The organism is Clostridium carboxidivorans P7, from assembly GCF_001038625.1.
GTDB classification, from domain to species: Bacteria; Bacillota; Clostridia; order Clostridiales; family Clostridiaceae; genus Clostridium_AM; species Clostridium_AM carboxidivorans.
In genome coordinates this window covers 2,786,676-2,807,908 of the sequence record NZ_CP011803.1, presented here as the reverse complement: position 1 = coordinate 2,807,908, position 21,233 = coordinate 2,786,676, and the positions used below count along the sequence as shown (strand labels likewise).

The following is a 21,233-nucleotide window of genomic DNA, read 5'->3' as shown; positions in this document are numbered from 1 at the left end:
TTATAAATTATAATTTAATTAAATTATTAAAAAGCTATGAGAGGAAAGAAGTAGATCAGTTTCATGTTATTAAGAGAGCATCTGGTTGGTGAGAAGATGCAAATGCACTGATTCGAAATACATCCTGGAGCTGCTGCCTGAATTATAGTAGGGCTTGACGGGGACGCCCGATACAGCGTGAGAGTGTGATTGCACTCAGTGAGGGAAATTCTGTGAGGAATTTCTAAGTCAGAGGTGGTACCGCAATTTTTGCCTTCTGTTCCAATTGGAACAGAAGGCTTTTTTATTAAGCAGGCATCCAAAATCTATGATTTTGAGATGATCGCTTACTCATCCGACTATAAGGAGGAGGAGTTTCATTACTAAATATTAAAGGGAGTTGTTACAATGAAAATTTATGATGAACTAGTAGCTCGTGGTTTGATTGCCCAGGTTACTGACGAAGATGAAATTAAAGAACTTATTAATAATGGTAAAGGAATTTTTTATATTGGCTTTGATCCAACTGCTGACTCTTTACATGCAGGTCATTTCATGGCTCTTTGTCTTATGAAACGTTTACAAATGGCTGGGAATAAACCTATAGTTCTTTTGGGCGGTGGAACTGGCCATGTAGGTGATCCATCTGGACGTACTGACCTGCGTACTATGATGACACCTGAAACAATTCAGCATAACTGTGATTGTTTTAAAAAACAGATGGAAAGATTTATTGAATTCGGTGATGACAAGGCAATCATGCTTAACAATGCAGAATGGCTTTTAAAATTGAATTACATTGAAGTACTTCGTGAAGTAGGAGTTTGGTTTTCTGTAAATAATATGTTACGTGCAGAATGCTACAAGCAGAGAATGGAAAAGGGTTTGTCTTTCTTGGAATTCAACTATATGATTATGCAATCCTATGATTTTTATCATCTTCACAAAAATTATGGCTGTAATATGCAGCTTGGTGGAGATGATCAATGGTCTAACATGTTGGGAGGTACGAAACTTATTCACAATAAGTTAGGTGAGGATGCATATGCCATGACAATTACATTGCTTATGAATTCTGAAGGCAAAAAAATGGGAAAAACTGCAAGTGGAGCTGTATGGCTTGACCCTAATAAAACTTCACCTTTTGAATTCTTCCAATATTGGCGTAATGTTGCTGACGCTGATGTTCTCAAGTGCATACGTATGCTTACTTTCTTGCCACTTGAACAGGTTGATGAAATGGACAAATGGGAAGGAAGTAAGTTGAATGAGGCTAAGGAAATATTGGCATATGAATTGACTAAGCTTGTTCATGGTGAAGAAGAAGCTGAAAAAGCAAAAAATGCTTCTCATGCTCTTTTTGCAGGTGGTACAGATGATTCCAATATGCCAACTACTGAAATTTCAGATGACCAGTTAAATGATGGTGCTATTAGTATTTTAGATTTAATGGTAGCATGTGGTTTAACTGCATCTAAGAGTGAAGCAAGACGTGTAGTTCAACAGGGTGGTGTATTCATTGATGATGATAAAGTTGAATCCATTGACTGTAATATTACTTTAGAACAACTAAAAAATGGTGTTAAAATACGTAAAGGGAAAAAGACTTACCATAAGGCTTTGATGAAGTAAAGGATATTATAATCATTGTAAAAAATAGCTTTAATAATTAGTAGCCTGTGTTGAATTTAACACAGGCTTTTCCTTTTATCGAAGTTATTTCTGAAACAAAGGTTTAGTTGGAAAAGATTTGATGAGAAAAAAATTAACTTGACTCTCAATTTTCTTATTCTTTTATGTTATAATTTTTATAATGATTTTATAATTAATTATTAAAATTCTAGCTCACAACTTATAATATTTCATAAATATAATTCTCATCTGTATAATTTTCTATATTATTCACAGATTTTAATCATTTTAATCTATTTTGTGATTTGAGTACAGTGAAAGGAATGAATGTTTTATGGAAATGAGCATGGGAAAAATCCAAAATAAATTAAAAAAGAAAAATTTAGAGCTTTACATTAATCAACAAGAACATGTGTTGATTAACAATGTGACAGTGTATAAACAAAATCAATCAAATATTAAGTCAGATACTCTATATGTTATGGATGCTTCAACTATTCTAAATTTGTCACCTGAAATAAAATGTTTAAATATACTTTGTGTAGGTAAGTGTGTTAACCCTTTAGAGGAAGCAAAAAAATTAAACATCAATATGTTAGTATTGAATGATAACGAAGATATAGAATTAGTTGTTGATGAAATACAGACTATTTTAGATAAATACCAGCAGCTTTTGAAAAATACTGCAATACTTTTTGAGTTGCTTGCGGAAGGAAAAGGGTTACAGCAAATAATAAATAAGGGATATGAAATGCTTGGAAATATGATTTTATTAAGTGATATAGGCTTAAATGTTATTCTATGCTCAGAAAATGCAAAAATGGATGATGATTTAAAAAAGTGGATTTATGAAGATCCTATTGAAAACTATAATAGCTTTTATATTAAAGAGAGAGAAAAAAGGGGTTTTGAACAATCATACAAAAGTAACGTTCCAAGATATATTAGTAAAGACGTAGATAAATATGCGTATTTGGTTTCAAAGATATTTATTGATGATAAAAAGGTAGGACACTTAACGGTAATAGAATTTGAAAGGAATTTTGAAGAAGAAGATCATGAAATTATTATTCTTTTATCTAAAGTTATTTCATTAGAAATGCAGAAGGACAGGCTTATTGCTAATTCAAGAGGATTTTTATATGAGTCTCTATTTTTAGACTTGCTGGAAGGAAGAGTTAAAGATCCTTTAATTATTGAGGATAGGATAAAAGCTTTAGATATAGATCTGGAAGAAAAATTTTGTGTATTTACAATTGCTGTTAATCAGGCTGAACAAGTAAATACTAATCTTCCATATATTAGAAATGTCATAGAGAATATGATTAAAAATGGCAAGTCTGTAATTTATAATGATAATATTTTATGTTTGATCACTATAGCAAGTGATGAAAAGCCACTGTATAAAGTTGATCAGAAAAAGTTAAGAAATCTTTTAAAAAGTAATAAGATGCATAGTGGATTAAGTTATTGCTTTTATAACTTAAAGTATTTAAAGAAATACTATAAACAATCATTAAAATCTATTGAAATAGGTATTCAATTGAATAAAAAGGAAGTGATTTTTTCATATGAGGATTATGCGAAATATCACATAATGGATGTTTGTTCCAAGCATGAGAACTTGAAAGCTTTCTGCCATCCGTCAATTTTAGAACTTTTAAAGTACGATAGAACACATAATACTGACTTTATACATAGTCTTTATACTTATCTTATCTATGAAAAAAATCAGATAGAAACAGCAAAGGTATTACATATTCATCGAAGCACATTGCTTTATCGGATTAAAAAAGCTGAAGAAATAATGAATGTTAATTTAAAAAGTAGTGGTTTAGTGTTTAATCTTTTACTTTCATTCGAGATATTAGAATTTATTGGGGAGGTTAAATTTATACCACGTTTAGTTAGAGAATAGGTGAAATACTTTTAAATTTTTAATCTACATAAATTTAGTTTCTTTTTAATGAGGTATCTTTTTTGGGTACCTCATTTTAGCATGTTTAAAAAAATAACTACAATTTGTATGATTATTTATGATATTTTTCGTACATTTTGATTCAATACTTGCTTAAATCTATATGTTAAAATATAAACAACAAATAAAGATTAAAAAATTAAACTTTCTGTGAGTGAAAAATTAGTAGAAATAATGAAAAAATTTGATGAGAAGCTAGTTATTAAAAGGGTGATGGAACTAAAAAAACAGAATGTGTCAAAACAGAATACTGTTTTACATCTTCAGAGAAGAATAAATATCACATATGATATCGTTTTCTGCAATTGATATTAACATTTTTTCAACATTAGAGTATAGAATTTTTAACAATTGTCAAATTAATAAAGTTAGTGCTTGCGGAATTCCGCAAGCAAGTACATTGAGTCAGTTAGGTTTATTAAAGCAAAATGCATTAAAAACCTCCATGTGGTGTCTTGTATTATGTGGTTATTTACATTATATCGCAATTGGGGAAAATATAAAAGCCTAATAGATAAAAAACTATAAGAGCAATGCTTATGAAATTTTTTAAGTGGTTGTATTTAAGTTATTTAGATGTATTAATGCAAAATTTGTTAAAAACCTCCCTGTGGTGTTTTGTGTTATGTGGTGTGATTACGTTGCACCGCAGTGGAGGAAAAATAAAATAATAATTTTGGAGGTTGAATCAATATTATGGAAAACAAGAAAATAAGTTTATTTTCAATGGTTTTTTTTGGCGTGTGCAGCGTATTAGTGTTATACACCGTTGCTGCAAATGCTAGTAAAGGAGTACAAGGACTTGGTGTCTGGTTTGTAATAATACTATTATTTTTAATACCAAGTTGCTTAGTTATTTCAGAATTAGGATCTACGTGGTCTGAAAATGGAGGAATTTATATTTGGACAAAAAGAGCTTTTGGAGATTTTGTTTCTTCACAGGTTGCATGGCTGTATTGGGCCAATACTCTTTTCACTAATCCATTATCCAGTGTTACACTTATTGGTGTTACTTGCAGTTATTTTTTACCAAACGCATCGAATATTACTCAAATGTTTATGGTAATTGGGTTCTTATGGTGTATAGCTGTCATTGGAATTGTAAATTCAGAGGTTACTCAAAAGCTTGCTTCTTATGGTGGAACTGTAATTTTAATATTATTAAGTTTAATTAGTATTGGTGGGATAATGTATGGCTTAAAGTATGGGTTTGCAAACAATTTTACTCTTGGAAATTTCAAACCAACATTATCATTGATGCGTCAATTTGGGCCTGTGGTAATTTTTAATATTTTAGGTGTGGAATTGTTGAGCTCAGTAGCAGGTAGAATGGATAATCCTAAAAAAAATGTACCTAAGTTTATAATAACTACAGGTTTATTAGTAGCAGTACTTTATATATTGGGATCAGTTTCCATATTATCGGTAATTCCTGTTGAAAAAATAAATAGTGTGTCAGGATTTATTGATGCTACCAAGATTATTGTCATAGGTCTATTAGGACCAAACTTTTCATTTGTATCAACATTGATAGTAATAGCATTTATATACGCTATGATTGCCAGTGGAATAGGTTGGGCTTTGGGGACTAGTTATGTAATATCTACAACTGGACTTGATCAGCAATCAAAAATACTTGGGCACATTAATAAAAAATATGGTACACCTGATTATGTATACATTATTACAGCTGCTTTTGGAACTGTATATGTTGCATTCAATTATTTGGGTGGTTCAAATATTCAAGCTATTTTCTGGGTTATATTTTCCTTCTCATCAATGATATTTTTAGCTCCATACCTATTTATGTATCCTGCAGTAATTAAATTAAGATATAAAGAACCTGATATAGAACGTCCATACAAAATTCCTGGTGGAATGGTTGGAGTATGGTTCTGTGGAGGAATTACAACACTTGGTATTATAGGTTCAATCATAGGATTTTCGATGCCACCAGCAGAGACTGTAAATCCATTAATGTATGAACTGAAGATGTGGGTAGGCTTTGCTATTGTTGTATTATTTGGCGTGGGACTCTATTTGAAGAACGCTCGCAAAGCAAAGAAGAAAGTAGAAATGGAAAAAATAGGTTAACTAGTTAGTTGACATCAAAGAAGAGGAGTGAATTCAATGAAAAAGCATGCAGATAGTATTTATGTAAGTTCTGCTATTTTTACAGGCAATAGTTTAGAGCCTATGAATGGAGCCATTGCAATAGCTGGTGATAGGATTATTGCAGTTGGAAGCATGGATTCCATGAATGAATATATAGATGACAATACAAAAGTTGTGGATTGTGGAGACAAGCTTATTGTGCCAGGGTTCAATGATTCGCATGTTCATTTTATGTATGGTTCAATGGTACGAGATGAGGATTTTTGTTTAAGTTTATATGATTGTACCAGTGAAGAAGAATGTGTAAAACGAGTAAAAGAGTTTGCAGACAAGCATCCAAATAATCCGTGGATTTTTGGTAGTGGCTGGAATCATAACATATGGCCTAGCGCAAAAGTTCCAGATAGACACTTGCTAGACAAAATTTTGCCGGATAAACCAGTTTATTTATCATCTTGGGATATTCATACTGCATGGGTAAATAAAAAGGCACTGGAGTTAATAGGTTATGATCGAAATACACCAAATCTTGAGAATGGCTTTATTGAACATTTTCCAGATGGAGAACTAAGTGGTATATTAAGGGAGCCTGGAGCGTTTGATCCTGTTCAAAAATTGGCAATTCAATCGGGTGATTCGAAGGCTGCTCTTAGAAAATATCTAAAAGAGGCAGCTAAATATGGTGTAACTTCTCTTGGAAATGTACAGCCATATGGTGGACTTGAGGAAAAAGAAGTTTTTGAAGTTTATAAGGAAATGGAAGAAGAGGGGTTATTAACCAGCAGAATTCATTTATTTGGTGAACTGAAAAAGGATTTGACAGATGCGAAGGAATACGCAAAAAAATACTGTTCTAAAAAACTTTGTTTTGCAGGGCTTAAAAAGATTACAGATGGAATATGCGAATCTCATACTGGATACCTCTTAGAGCCTTATACAGACGACCCAATGACTAAAGGTGAATTACAGGTTACACCAGAAGAACTAACAGAATTGATAATGAATGCAGATAGTGAAGGATTTAATGTAAGGCTTCATTGTATCGGAGATGGTGCAGTAAGAAATGCACTGGATTGTTTTGAGGCAGTACAGAAGGTTAATGGTAGAAAGAATCTTCATAATGCTATTGAGCACATTGAGAACTGCCATCCAGAGGATATTGCACGATTTGCAAAACTGGGGGTTATAGCCTCTATGCAGCCCATGCATATAATTCAAAATACGGATGAATATTTAAAATTGGTAGGTAAAAAGCGACTAGAAACTACATGGCCAATGAGAGATTTAATTGATGCAGGTACAATTATGGCATTTGGAACAGATTTCCCAGTTATCGGATTAAATCCAATGGAAGGGATTTATGCAGCTATTACCCGTCAGACTTTTGAAGGATATCCAGAGGGAGGATTTGTTAAAAATCAGAGTATAACCCTTGGTGAGGCATTAAAAGCTTATACTTATGGACCTGCTTATGTAGAAAATTGTGAAAATGAATTGGGAACATTAAATGTAGGTAACCTTGCTGATATAGTAGTTCTAGATAAGAATTTATTTACTGCCAAGCCAAAAGAAATTTTAGAAACTAAAGTGCTTATGACAATGGTAGGCGGTGAAGTTATTCATTCTGAATTATAAAAAATAAAACAATTATGCAATTAAAGCTCTAGCATATATTTTTCTATTTGCATTAATTTTTAATGGTAGATATATTTTATGCTAGAGTTTTTTTATCAAAACAATAACATCTATTGAACGGGAACTAGACATAGGTACAAACTTAGAAAAGATGTTTTGTAGATAGAGTTAGGCAAATCTAAAGAACATATCGATGAATTAATAAATTAGGAGTGAAGACAAATGAAAAATAGAAATGGAGATTTTTTATGGGGATGTTTGTTGTTAATGTGGATATTAATATTAGCAATACCAGATTTTCGTGTAGTATTTATAGAAGTAACAGAAGCACATCCATATATGGGAGGATTCTTTAAATTTTGTATACTTGCAACAATGGGAGACCTACTTGGAGTTAGAATTCTAAAGGGTAAATGGATAATACCTAAAGGAGTTGTACTTAAAGCAGTAGTTTGGGGAGTCTTAGGAATAATGATTACTCTTGTATTTACTGTCTTTATTGGGGGCACTGCAGTTGCACAAACAGCAGGAAGACTTCCCTTTGCAGGCTCAAAACTGGCACAGGCTTTTTTTGGAAGTATAATCATGAATTTGACGTTTGGACCTATGATGTATATCTATCATAAGTTTGGCGATTTATTTATTGACTTAAGATATGAGAAAAAGGGTGAAAAGATAACTATTAAAGACTTTGTAGATAGAATTGATTGGTATACAATTGTTAGTTTTTCTTGGATTAAGACTTGTACATTAGTTTGGATACCATGTCATACAGCAGTATTCCTGCTGCCACCTCAATACAGAGTGCTAGCATCTGCATTTTTATCTATACTGTTAGGAATTCTAGTAGCAATTTCAAAAAAAGGAAGCCAAGAAACAAAAAATTTAATAGAAGCTTTTTAAATAAGTTGAAATTAGTTTTAAGGAATAGAAGTAATTGTAGCTAGTGAGAACCCTGGTGAAACATATGTTGGTAAGTATGGAGTTCCTGCACACTCAGATTGTGTTTTTTCATTGATGATTTATTTAATAACTAGACTTCCTCAGTTTGTTTATTATATTAAGTTAAAAGTTTGTATGTATAAAAGTTGAGTTAACAATTTAAATGTAACAAAATACAAATAAAAATTACATATTGACGATCAAAGAATATAAATATATAATATAATAAATAAATGAACATTTATTTATTAATTAAAATTGAGGGTGATTTGTATGGCAAGAATTGCAGATCCTGAAAAAATGGATAGTATTAAGAGAGCAGTTATGGAATGTGTAATAGATTATGGATATGCAGGAGTATCTACTGCTTTAATCTGTAAAAAAGCAGGTGTTTCACCAGGGTATCTATATAGATACTATAAAAGTAAGGAAGAATTAGTACAGGAATTAGTAGATTTAGAAATGGAAAAAATAAGCAAAAATCTCATATCAGATATAGAGTCTTCTAACACATTGTACGAAGTTGGATACAAAATAATAAAAAAATTATTTTTGAAAGCAAATCAAGATCCTATGATAGCAAAATTTACATCTACAGTTGTTATGGATTTAAAAATACCAGCAGGAGGAAGGTCTGATAATTTTAGAGAAGTTTTTGAATTAGCAGAAAGGTGTATTAAATTAGGTAAGAAAACAGGAGAAATTAATCCTAATATAACTCCACTGGAAGTATTAGTTGTTTCTTTTACAATTCCATTTAGATATTTATCATTTTCATTAGAGCTGGATAAAAATAAAATATTTACAGAAGAGGAAATTAAGAAAACAGCCCAAATATGTATAAATGCAATGAAATAATTTTTTTTAAACATTAATGAATGAATATTTATTTATTAATACAAGTAGAAATATATAGATATTTTAAAATTGAGGAGGCATATAGAGTGGTAGAAAAATTTATTTATATGATGAAAAAAATAACTAATGCAGCTAAGAGAAAAAAGATTTTGTTTATATCCTTAACTGTTGCAGCTATAGTTTTGTGTATAGTATATTCTGTGTTTTCATCTAAAAATAAAACAAGTGAAAATGACACTAAAAAATATCCAGTAAAAATAATGCAGGTTAAAAGCGGAAGTTATCCTATGTCGTTACAATATCAAGGGTTAACTGGAGGCAGTGAAGTTAGAAAGCTTTCTTTTAAAAGTTCAGCCAAAATTTCAAAAATATATGTATCTAAAGGTCAACATGTAAAAAAAGGTGACAAGCTAGTAGATCTAGATAAAAGTGATCTTAATTTTGCAGCAGAAGCTGCTAATGCTCAAGTAGCTGCGGCTTCTGCACAATATGATAAGGCTGTAAATGGTGCTCAGCAGGAAGATATAAACAAAGCTCAAATAGGTGTAAAAAATGCACAGGATGCAAATAATTATTATAAAGATTTGTATAACAAAAATCTGAAACTAAGTGAATCTGGTGCCATTTCAAAGCAGCAATTACAAGATGTTAAGTTACAATTGGATAATTCCCAGAATGCCTTAAATAGTGCTGAGCAGAGTCTTCAACAGTTGCAAAATGGATCTAGACCAGAAGATAAACAAGCAACTTTAGACCAATTAAATCAGGCAAAAGCAGGTTATGAGGCAAAAGAAAGTATGTTGAATGATGCTTCTATGACTGCAGATATGGATGGCTATGTTGTTGATGTATTAGGTAAAGAAGGAGAAATGCAGCAAGCTGGCAGTCCTGTAATATTATTTAGAAGTGAAAAACAAGTTATTACAGTAGGTCTATCAGAAGATGATGTAAAGAAAGTAAAAGTTGGAACAAAAGCACAAGTAAATATTGGCGATGATAAAGCACAAGGAGAAATTATAAATATAGTTCAATTAGCAGACAGCACATCTGGAACATATAGTGCTGAAATCAACATTACTACTCCTATAGACACCAGTAAGTATTATGTAGGTGAAACTTCCACAGTTTATATAGACATGGGACAGACAAATTCTATATCTATTCCGATTAACTCAGTTTTAAATGATGGAGAGGATTATGTTTATGTAGTTGAAAATGGACATGCTGTTAAAAAAAATGTAACTTTAGGTGATAACAAAGAAGATAAAGTTTCAGTAGAAGGTTTGAAAGATGGAGACAAACTTATAATTGAAGGAATGAAAAATATAAAATCAGGGTACAAGGTTACAATTAAATAAAAGGAGACATATAATATGGGATTAATTAAAGCAGCTATAAAGAATAAAAAAATTGTATTATTTTTAGTAGCTATAATTATAGTCAGTGGATTTTACTGTTATAGTGGCATTTCAAAACAGGAAACTCCAGATGTTGGCTCTCCAGCAGCTATGATTACTACAGTTTATCCAGGTGCTTCACCTAGCGATATAGAAAAGTTAGTTACTAAAAAAGTGGAACAAAAAGCTGAAGAAATTGATGGGTGTGACTATGTACAATCTTATTCAGAAAGTAATGCATCAATAGTTATCATTAATTTGAACAATGACGCTGATGAAGATAAGGCCTGGAGGGATTTAAGAGATAAAATAAAAGATTTAAAATCTGAACTTCCTAGTGGATGTAATGATAGTGAAATTAATACTAATCTTACAGAAACAGCTGGTACAATAATAAGTATATCAGGTAATAATTACTCTTATCAACAATTAGGAGATTACGCTGATGATATAAAGAAAGAGATTCGTAATACTGATGGAATTTCAAGAATAGATGTAAAAGGCAAACAGGATAGACAAGTAAATGTACAAGTAGATTGGAACAAAATAAACAAGTATAAAGTATCTGTAAAAGATATATGTACTGTGTTAAGTGCACAAAATATAGACATACCATCAGGATCTTTAAATTTAGCTACAGGTAAAATAAAAGTAAATATACCAGGTATGTTTAGTTCATTACATGATATAGAAAATACTGTCATAGGAGTTTCCAGTAGTACTGGTGAAACCATAAAGATTAAGGACATAGCAAAAGTATATATGGACTATGATAATGATTCTACATATAAATTTACTGATAATGGTCAAAATGCAGTATTATTGGCAGCTTATTTTCAAAAAAATAAAAATGTAATTCCAATAGGAAATGCTATACAGAAAAAATTAGATAAAATAAAAAAAGGAATGCCAAGTGATCTTAAAATAGATGAAGTTACCTTTCAACCTAAAGACGTAAATGATTCCGTTTCATTTTTTATGAAAAATCTTAGAGATGGGATAATACTTGTAATTATAACAGTACTTATAGGTATGGGGTTTAGAAATGCAATGGTAATTTCTACAGTTATACCTATATCAATATGCATGAATTTTATTATCATGTACGCATTTGGAATCAAGGTTGAACAGATGTCAACTACAGCACTCATCATAGCTCTTGGTATACTTGTTGATGATGCCATAGTAATAGGTGATGTTGTACAAGTTGGAATAGATGAGGGATTAAAAAGAAATGAAGCAGCCTTTGGCGGCATAAAGAAATTGTTTGTTCCGGTATTTACATCTACCTTAATTATTGTAGGAGCCTTTTTGCCTCTACTCTCCATATCGGGAGTTGTAGGTAAGTTTTTAAAAAGCCTACCTCAGGTTGTGATAATATGTGTAATCTGCTCATATTTATGTGCATTGTTTGTAACTCCAGCCATGTCTTCTTTATTCTTTAAAAAGAGTAAAGAAAGCAAAGGAACAAATCCAGTTCGTATGATGTTTGAAAATCTTTTAAAATATGGACTTAAGCATAAAAAAACTGTTGTTTCAGCAGCTTTAGCTGTCTTTGCAGCAGCATTGATTTTAATGAAAACTCTTGGAATGCAGCTTTTCCCTTATGTGGATAAAGATGTAATATATATAGATATTTCAAATGAAAAAGTTGCAGATATAAAAAATACTAGTAAATTAGTAAATCAAATAGAAGGCATATTGAAACAGCAAAAAGAAGTTACAAGTTATACGTCAGCTATAGGTGGTGGTATGCCAAAGTTTTATGTAACATTACCTACAGTTGCACCTGCTGACAATACAGCTCAAATAATGGTAAAATTAGATTTAAATAAAACAAAAAGGTTTAAAACAAGACAGGAATTAGTAGAATATATGCAAAATCAAATAGATAGTAACATTTCGGGAGGCACAGCTACAGTAAATCAACTTGAAGAAGCAACGCCTATAGGTGCTCCAATACGTTTAAGACTTACTGGAGATGATTTAGATCAGATTCAAAAGGCTTCTGAAAAAATTGAGCAGCAGCTAAAAAATATGCCTGGAACTATGAATGTAAGAGATGATGCTGCCAAAAAGACTTATGAATTTGAAGTAAATATAGATGAAAATAGAGCATCACAACTTGGATTATTGAAGTCGGACATTCTACAGCAAATTAATATTGCACTTAAAGGGTATAAAGCATCTACTTATAGAAAAAATGGTAGTGAATATGATATTATGGTTAAAACAAATATTTCGTCTATAGAAGACTTGAAAAATTTATATATCGAATCAAGCATTACAAATAAAAAAATACCTTTATATGAAGTAGCCTCTATTAAACTTAACTCAGAGATAGATAAGATAACACATTATAAGGAAGATAGAACTATAACCATTTATAGTGATGTTAAAAGTGGATATAATTCTGTTAATATAGAAAATGCATTGAAGCAAAAAATAGATGGAATGAATTTAGATCCAATAAAAGTTATATATGATGGAGAGAAAGCTCAAATAAGTAAATACTTTACAAGCCTTGGCGTTGCTGGAGTACTTATTTTGGTAATAATCTATGTACTTTTGTTTGTTCAATTCAAATCATTTATGCAGCCTCTTGTAATAATGTGTTCTCTGCCACTGTCACTTATAGGAGTGGCTATAGGACTTCATGCTTTTGGAATGAATTTGTCACTTACAGCTTTTATGGGAGTAATAAGCTTAATTGGAGTAGTTATAAGAAATGCTATACTTCTTATTGAATATATAAATGATGCTAGAGAAAATGGATTTTCTGTAGATGATGCTTGTATGCATGCTGTAAGTCAAAGATTTAGGCCTATAATATTGAGCTCTACAGCAACTATTACAGCACTTATACCACTAGCTTTTTCAGGAAGTGCATTATTTGGACCTATGTCAGTTGCCATGATGTGTGGACTTTTGACAGCTACTTTTCTAACATTTATTGTTGTTCCAGTAGTATATTCTTTAATTAATACTAAATTAGAGCAAAGATTAGCAAATAAAAAACTTCTACAAATATCTAAAGATTAAAAATAGATTAGAAATAACTATGCTATCAATATCATCACTTCATATTAATTTTGTATATGTGAAAGTTAAGCTAGTAAATATATTTTATAAATTCTCCAAAGAGTTTCTTTGGAGAATTTTTTTCATATTTAAATAATCATTTGATATTAATATAACAAAAATGTAATGTTAATGAAATATACTTCAATTGCTGATATATATAGAATCATATAAAATAGGTTACATGAAATAAAGTTAACAGTACTGATTAATATCAATAAATGCTATAGTAGACAGCCACCAGATAAAGAAAAAAGGGAGATTTATAAATGAAAAGTATATTAAGTGTAGAAAAAATTGAAAAGTATTATGGAAACAAAGATAATGTAACAAAGGCTATAGATAATATCAGCTTTAAGGTAGATAAAGGGGAGTTCGTTGGAATAATGGGACCCTCAGGAAGTGGTAAAACTACATTACTTAACTGTATATCAACTATTGATAATGTTACCACGGGAAATATAATAATAAATGACAGCGATATTACAAGATTAAAATCAAAAGCATTGGATAAGTTTAGACAAAATGAGTTAGGTTTTATATTTCAAGACTTTAATTTGCTGGATACCCTTACAGCTTATGAGAATATAGCTTTAGCATTAACAATAAAAGGGGAGAAAAGTTCAGAAATAGATGAAAAAATAAAAGCAGTAGCACAGTATTTAGAAATAGGACAAGTATTAAATAAATACCCTTATCAGATGTCAGGAGGACAAAAGCAAAGAGTTGCTTCGGCAAGAGCAATAGTAACTAATCCCTCCTTAGTATTGGCAGATGAACCAACAGGGGCGCTGGATTCAAAATCAGCTAGATTATTACTGGAAAGATTTGAAGATTTAAACAAGAATTTAAAAACTACAATACTTATGGTTACTCATGATTCTTTTACAGCCAGCTATGCTCATAGAATACTTTTTATTAAAGATGGAAGACTCTTTAATGAGCTTATAAGAGGCAGCGATACTAGAAAAGAATTCTTTAATAAAATTATAGAAGTAGTAACTCTTCTTGGAGGTGATGACAACAATGTATTCTAAGATAGCTATAAATAATATTAAGAAGAGTTATAAGGACTATACTATATATTTCTTAACACTAATATTAGCTGTTTGTATATTTTACAGCTTTAATTCTATAGATTCACAAAAGGCACTTATCGATGTGAAATCCTCAAATGCACAGTACATATCAAGATTAATTGAAATTATGTCTGGTGTGTCAGTATTTGTATCGATGATATTAGGCAGCTTAATATTATACGCAAATAATTTTTTAATAAAGAAACGTAAAAAAGAATTAGGAATATATATGACTTTAGGTATGGGAAAAAGAAAAGTATCTAGAATTATAGTAACAGAGACCTCTATAGTTGGAGCTATATCCTTAATTGCGGGTATTATATTAGGGATGGCAGTATCTCAGGTTTTATCTATTTTTACATTGAAGTTATTTGAGATTTCAATAAATGAATATAGATTTGCACTTTCAACAAGTGCTGTAACTAAGACTGCATTATATTTTGGAATAATGTTTTTAATTGTTATGATATTTAATATATTTGTTATTTCTAAATATAAAATAATTGATTTGCTAACAGCAGGCAGAAAAAATGAAAATATAAAATTTAAAAGTTCATTTGTATATTTATTAGCTTTTATTCTATGTGTAGTATTACTTGGATTCACATATAGTTCTCTATTAAAGATAGGGTTGGATACAAGAAATACTATGTTTAAGCCATTAATAGTCCTTTTGATAGTAGGTACAGTATTATTTTTCTTCAGTTTATCTGGATTTATATTATATATAGTAAATAAAAACAAAAATTTATATTTAAAAGGATTAAATATATTTGTAGTAAAACAGATAAACAGTAAAGTTAATACAAATTTTATATCAATGTCAGTAATATGCTTAATGCTATTTATGACAATACTTGTGTTATCTACAGGAATAAGTATTAAGAAAGATTTTGAAGTAGGGCTTAAAAAAGAAGCACCTTTTGATGCTAGTATAACAATAAATAATCATAGTGAAAATTTAGAAGATGTATTAAAAAAGATTGACTTTAAAATAAATGAAAATGAAAAATATGCAACTTACAATGAATATCGTTCAGATGTAAAAGTAGGTGATTTATTATCCACTACCAATGAAGATAACAAAGATAGCAAAGTATTCTTTATTAAAATATCTGATTATAATAAAATGTTAAAGTTAAGGAATAAAAAAGAAGTAAGTTTAAATAAGGATGAAGTTTTGATTATGTCCAACTATAAAGACATGGTTAAGTTAATTGATGAAAAATTTAAAAGTAGTAAGAAAGTCAATATCAAAGGAAAAGAGTATTCAGTAAAAAATGATGAAATAATAGATGAAAATCTTGCAGATTATACTATGCAGGATACTTACTTAACAATAGTTATAGATGATGAATTTTTACCTAAGCCCAATAAAATTTATAGGTCTATACTTAATGTGATGTATTCAGATAAAAATAGGAAACAAAATAATAAAAAATATAGTGAAATACATGAGAATTTATTAAAGCATAAGTATAAAGACTTAAGTATTTCAAATATGGATGCTTATTCAAAGGATGATATTTATTCTAGAAGCAAGAGTGGAACAACAGCAGTATTATTTATTGGAATATATTTAGGAATAATATTCTTAATAACCAGCATGGCAGTGCTTGCTCTTCAACAATTGTCAGAAGCCAGTGATAGTATAGAAAGATATAAAGCTTTAAAGAGAATTGGTGCAAACAAAAAAATGATAGATAAGACAATATTTATCCAAACCTTGATATATTTCAGCCTTCCAGTGATGATTGCATTAATACATTCAATTATTGGTATTACAGTAGTTAATGATGAGTTAAGTAAGTTTAACCAAACAGATATTAGATTTTCAGCGCTAATAACAGCTTTATTATTTATTGTAGTTTATGCAGGATATTTCTGTACAACATATACAGGATATAAAAATATAGTAAAAAATAATATTTAGTTTTATAATAGTTAATAAGGTTATTAAATTTTGTTTTTCAAAGTTTAATGGCCTTATATTTATCACAGGGGGAATAGAATGAAGAAAATTATTATTATTGAAGATGATGAGGTTATAAGAGAAGAATTGCAAAACTTTTTAATGAAATATGGGTATGAGGTAAAAACACCAGTAGATTTTAATGATATAATACAATATGTTGAAAATGAGAATGCAAGTCTTATATTATTGGATATTAACCTTCCTTTGTATGATGGCTATTATATATGCAGGGAACTACGTAAAACTTCAGATATTCCAATTATAATAGTTACAAGCAGAGACAGCGAAGTAGATGAGTTAATGAGTATGAATTTAGGGGCAGATGATTTTATAACCAAGCCTTATAATACAGACATATTACTAGCAAGAATAACAAATTTATTAAAAAGGACCTATGGTAATTTAAAAAATAATAATGTATTAAGTTATAAAGATTTCAATTTAAATCTTTCAAATGCAGCGGTTAATTATAAAGACAAGTCTCTAGAGCTAACCAAAAATGAAGTTAAAATACTCTCATATTTAATTAATAATAAAGGAAATATAGTAAAAAGAGATTCACTTATGGAATACTTGTGGAAAGCAGACTATTTTGTAGATGACAGCACCTTAACTGTTAATATTAATAGATTAAGAAAAAAACTTGAGGAAATAGGAATAGAAAATCCAATAGAAACAAGAAGAGGGTTAGGGTATATAATGCCATGAGTATAGGTGAATTTATTAAAGATAAAATTGTTATAATATCATGTAATATACTGATGTTTATTATACTTGCAGCTATAATGCTGGCTATTAATGTTAAATTCATTATAATTGTATTTGTCTTTTGTATATGTTTTTTTTCATTAGTTTCATATATGGCTTTAGAATTTATAAAATATAAAAATTATTATGATGAGATTGATAGCATATTAGAAAAATTGGACAAGAAATATTTACTTCCAGAGATGATAAAAGAAGCAAATTTTTTGCAAGGTGAAAAACTTAATTGTATACTTAAAGAAATAAGCAGAGATATGCATGAGAATGTAAAATATTATAAAGATACACAAGAAGATTATAGAGAATACATAGAGACCTGGGTACATGAAATTAAAACACCAATAGCTTCTACAAAGTTGATAATTGAAAATAATAAAAATGAAGTGACTAATAAAATAGACTTTCAGATGGATAGAATTGAGGGATTTGTAGAACAGGTGCTTTATTATTCACGAAGTAATGATGCTCATAAAGACTATATTATAAAACAGATTAACCTTGATAACACAGTGAGGAAGGTAATCAAAAGAAATTATAGAGATTTTATTCATAAGAAGATAAAATTAGATATAAAAGACATTAATGAAAGTGTATATACTGATGAAAAATGGACTGAATTTATTATTAATCAGATAATCGGAAATTCTATAAAGTATTCAAGTAATAAAGAACCAATAATAAGTATATCTTCAGTCAAAAAAGCTAACTCAGTGATGTTAATTATAGAGGATAATGGAGTAGGTATAATAGATAAAGATGTAAGTAGAGTTTTTGAAAAAGGCTTTACTGGTGATAATGGAAGAAGATTTAGTAAAAGCACAGGAATGGGTTTGTATTTGTGTAAAAAGCTTTGTTCAAAATTAGGATTGAAAATTAACATTGATTCTGAGGTTAATAAAGGAACTAAAGTTACATTAGTGTTTCCTATGTCAAGTATGACAACTTTTACATGTGATTGATAATATATTTATTAAGGATAAATACTAATTTTAAGAGGAGGAATTAACATGAAAAATAATAAAAAAGTTTTAAGTCTTATTCACAGTGATTTTGAGGATTTAGAATTTTGGTATCCTATTTTAAGGCTTAAGGAAGAAGGAGTAGAAGTAATTGTAGCTGGTGAAAAAGCTGGTGAAACATATATTGGTAAGTATGGAGTTCCTGCACACTCAGATTGTGCTTTTTCAGAAATAAATGTAGAAGAATTTGACGGTATTTTAATACCAGGAGGATGGGCTCCAGATAAACTAAGAAGATTTCCAGAAGTTATAGACATAGTAAGAAAAATGAATGATGAAAACAAGGTAGTAGGACAAATATGTCATGCTGGATGGGTAGCAATTTCAGCAAAGATTTTAAAAGGAAAAAAGGTTACAAGCACTCCAGGAATAAAGGATGATATGGAAAATGCAGGTGCAACCTGGATTGATGAAGCTGTAGTTGTAGACAAGAATCTTGTTTCCAGCAGACGCCCAATGGATTTACCTTTATATATGAAAAAATATATTGAAGTTTTGAATAGGTAGGTATAATAAATTCTCCAAGAAGTTTCTTTGGAGAATTTTTTTATAACTATAAAAAAGTTCTATAGCTTTGTAATAAATATTTAGTATAATGGTTGTACGAGGTGAGTTCTTTGAAGATAAACAATCTTTTAAGCTTTATGTTATTAGTATCTGCGCTAGTATTGTTTTTTGTAGGGTATTTTGCATGGAAAAGTGATAAGAAATATGTTGCTATATCTTTGATTCCTGTATCAATTTATGCATCTGGATATGCATTTGAAATATTATGTACAAGCATTGAATGGGTAAAGTTTTGGGTTAAAGTAGAATATTTAGGAGGAGCTTTTCTAGGTGCATTATGGTTGATGTTTGCACTTAATTTTACTGGTTTCATAGATAAAATTAAAAAAAGAACTCTAATGCTATTATATGTTATTCCTACTATTGTATTATTAGTTAATTATACAAATGATTTTCATCATTTATTTTATAAAAAAATGTATATTAATGACCAAGGAATTTTTCCAATTTTAGAAGTAATACATGGCCCATGGTATTGGGTACATACAGTATATAATTATGTACTAATGGTTATAGGATTGATAATTTTTATAAGGGCTTATTTAAAAGCAGTGACAATCATAAAAAAACAGATATTACTTTTAATAGTAGCCTGGATAATTCCATGGATTTCAGATTTTATTTACATTTTTGGATTGCTGCGCTTGGATGTGGATTTGGCTCCACTTGCACTTTGTATTTCAGCACTAATGTATAGTTTTGCTGTATTAAGATTTAGATTTTTAAAACTTACACCAATTGCACTGGAGAAAGTTTTTTCTAATATGCTGGATGGAGTTATAATATTAGATTCTCAAAATAATATAGTTAACTTTAATAATGCATCAAAAAATATTATTTCAGAATTGAAATATGTAGAAGCAGGCAACAAAAAAATTGATGAAGTATTAAAAGACCATAGGACATTACTAAAAGCAGTAAATGATGGTTCTAGCAATGAAAGTTTAATAACAGCAAAGGATAAAGATCGCTTAATATACTACAAGATTAATATTAATAATATATATGAAAATACTGGTGAAATCATTGGCAAAATACTTGTTTTTATGGATGTTACAGAGCAAAACAGGAATATAGAGAGAATAAATAAGTTATTAAAGTTAAAAGAAGTTATGCTTGATATTGGGTATTCCATTAATGAAATATCAGATATTAATGATTTACTTCAATTAATATTAGATAAGGTTATCAATTGTATTGATGGGAAGAGAAATGGTTCAATAGTACTTTTGGATAAGGATGAAAATTTAAAAATAGTTGCAGCTAGAGGTTATAATTCAGAAGATATTAAAAAATTTGTAGTTAACTTTAAAGAACGTTTCGAATGGAGTGATAGTGAGAAAAGTACAAATAAAGCAATTATTTACAACGATGTGGATAAAATGAAAAATGTAGTTATGCTAGATACAGCAGAAGGAAAAAAAATAAAATCTGTAATTAGGGCACCTATTATTATAGATAATGAGTTATATGGTTTTTTAAACATTGACAGTACATATAACAATATATTTGATGAAGGATACTTGGAATTAATGGAATATATGGCAAGTCAGATTTCTATTGCAGTTACAAAGCATAAACTTTATGAAAAAACTGTATATCTATCCAGATATGATAAGTTAACTAATGTATATAATAGAAGCTATTTTGAACAATTACTTTATGATAATATTTACAATGATAATATAAATAAAAAAGAATTTTTTTTAGTGGTTTTTGATTTAAATGAACTAAAATTTGTTAACGATAGTTATGGCCATTTAGCTGGAGATGAATTAATTAAAACATTCTCAAAAGTATTGAGTGGATTAGCTGATGCTTCAGATATTATAGGAAGATTTGGAGGAGATGAATTTGTTGGAGTTTTCTTTAATTTAAATTTGGAAAATTTAATTGATAAATTTGAAGAATTAATTGAACACTTTAAAAATAATCCAATAAATTTTGGCAAAAACAAAATTATTTGCAGTTATAGTTATGGCATTGTTAACTTTCCCAGAGAAGGGGTGGAAATTAATGAACTGATAAAAATTGCAGATAACCGTATGTATGAGTATAAGAATAGGATAAAAAAGTTAATGATTAATGAAAATATATCACAAAATGCTTATGCACAACATAATTAGAAAAATGTAATATGTTGCAGATCACTCTTAAAAAATCTTGAAGCTATTTTTTTGAAAATAATTGGATATTTTTTATACTACTAGG

General features: G+C 29.4%; 14 protein-coding genes and 1 other annotated feature. All 14 genes read left to right on the top strand.

Going from position 1 to position 21,233, the window contains the following annotated elements:
• Window positions 1-27: 27 nt before the first annotated feature.
• Window positions 28-260: a binding site (T-box leader), on the top strand.
• Between the two features lie 127 nt (window positions 261-387).
• The 14 genes from tyrS (at window position 388) to Ccar_RS12240 (ending at window position 21,148) form a co-directional block, all read left to right on the top strand.
• Window positions 388-1,611, top strand: a complete 1,224-nt coding sequence (gene tyrS, locus Ccar_RS12305; protein WP_007063485.1) for a tyrosine--tRNA ligase — start codon at window positions 388-390, stop codon at window positions 1,609-1,611.
• A gap of 334 nt (window positions 1,612-1,945) precedes the next feature.
• Window positions 1,946-3,529, top strand: coding sequence for a PucR family transcriptional regulator (locus tag Ccar_RS12300; RefSeq protein ID WP_007063486.1), 1,584 nt, complete (start codon window positions 1,946-1,948; stop codon window positions 3,527-3,529).
• A 756-nt stretch (window positions 3,530-4,285) separates the two neighbouring features.
• Window positions 4,286-5,683, top strand: a complete 1,398-nt coding sequence (locus Ccar_RS12295) for an APC family permease (RefSeq protein WP_007063488.1) — start codon at window positions 4,286-4,288, stop codon at window positions 5,681-5,683.
• Window positions 5,684-5,719: 36 nt separating this feature from the next.
• Complete coding sequence (locus Ccar_RS12290) at window positions 5,720-7,339, top strand: amidohydrolase (protein ID WP_007063489.1); 1,620 nt, start codon at window positions 5,720-5,722, stop codon at window positions 7,337-7,339.
• Window positions 7,340-7,561: 222 nt separating this feature from the next.
• On the top strand, window positions 7,562-8,242 hold the full coding sequence (locus Ccar_RS12285; protein ID WP_007063490.1) for a hypothetical protein: 681 nt from the start codon (window positions 7,562-7,564) through the stop codon (window positions 8,240-8,242).
• Window positions 8,243-8,554: 312 nt separating this feature from the next.
• Window positions 8,555-9,139 (top strand): TetR/AcrR family transcriptional regulator, encoded by a 585-nt coding sequence (locus tag Ccar_RS12280; RefSeq protein ID WP_007064274.1) that lies wholly within the window; start codon window positions 8,555-8,557, stop codon window positions 9,137-9,139.
• A gap of 86 nt (window positions 9,140-9,225) precedes the next feature.
• A complete protein-coding gene (locus tag Ccar_RS12275; protein WP_007064965.1) occupies window positions 9,226-10,497 on the top strand; it encodes an efflux RND transporter periplasmic adaptor subunit in 1,272 nt (423 codons plus the stop codon).
• Between the two features lie 15 nt (window positions 10,498-10,512).
• The gene (locus Ccar_RS12270) at window positions 10,513-13,578 is read left to right on the top strand and encodes an efflux RND transporter permease subunit (protein WP_048030064.1); all 3,066 of its coding nucleotides are present in this window, start codon (window positions 10,513-10,515) and stop codon (window positions 13,576-13,578) included.
• Between the two features lie 308 nt (window positions 13,579-13,886).
• Entirely contained in the window at window positions 13,887-14,654 is a 768-nt protein-coding gene (locus Ccar_RS12265; protein WP_007064968.1) for an ABC transporter ATP-binding protein, read from the top strand.
• Window positions 14,644-16,629, top strand: a complete 1,986-nt coding sequence (locus Ccar_RS12260; RefSeq protein ID WP_007062614.1) for an FtsX-like permease family protein — start codon at window positions 14,644-14,646, stop codon at window positions 16,627-16,629. The genes Ccar_RS12265 and Ccar_RS12260 overlap by 11 nt, the downstream gene beginning before the upstream one ends.
• A 78-nt stretch (window positions 16,630-16,707) precedes the next feature.
• Complete coding sequence (locus Ccar_RS12255) at window positions 16,708-17,379, top strand: response regulator transcription factor (protein WP_007062615.1); 672 nt, start codon at window positions 16,708-16,710, stop codon at window positions 17,377-17,379.
• Window positions 17,376-18,395, top strand: a complete 1,020-nt coding sequence (locus Ccar_RS12250; RefSeq protein ID WP_007062616.1) for a sensor histidine kinase — start codon at window positions 17,376-17,378, stop codon at window positions 18,393-18,395. Before Ccar_RS12255 ends, Ccar_RS12250 begins: the two co-directional genes overlap by 4 nt.
• Window positions 18,396-18,443: 48 nt before the next feature.
• Window positions 18,444-18,962, top strand: coding sequence for a type 1 glutamine amidotransferase domain-containing protein (locus Ccar_RS12245; protein WP_007062617.1), 519 nt, complete (start codon window positions 18,444-18,446; stop codon window positions 18,960-18,962).
• 110 nt (window positions 18,963-19,072) lie between these two features.
• The gene (locus tag Ccar_RS12240) at window positions 19,073-21,148 is read left to right on the top strand and encodes a histidine kinase N-terminal 7TM domain-containing protein (protein WP_007064969.1); all 2,076 of its coding nucleotides are present in this window, start codon (window positions 19,073-19,075) and stop codon (window positions 21,146-21,148) included.
• Window positions 21,149-21,233 lie beyond the last annotated feature (85 nt).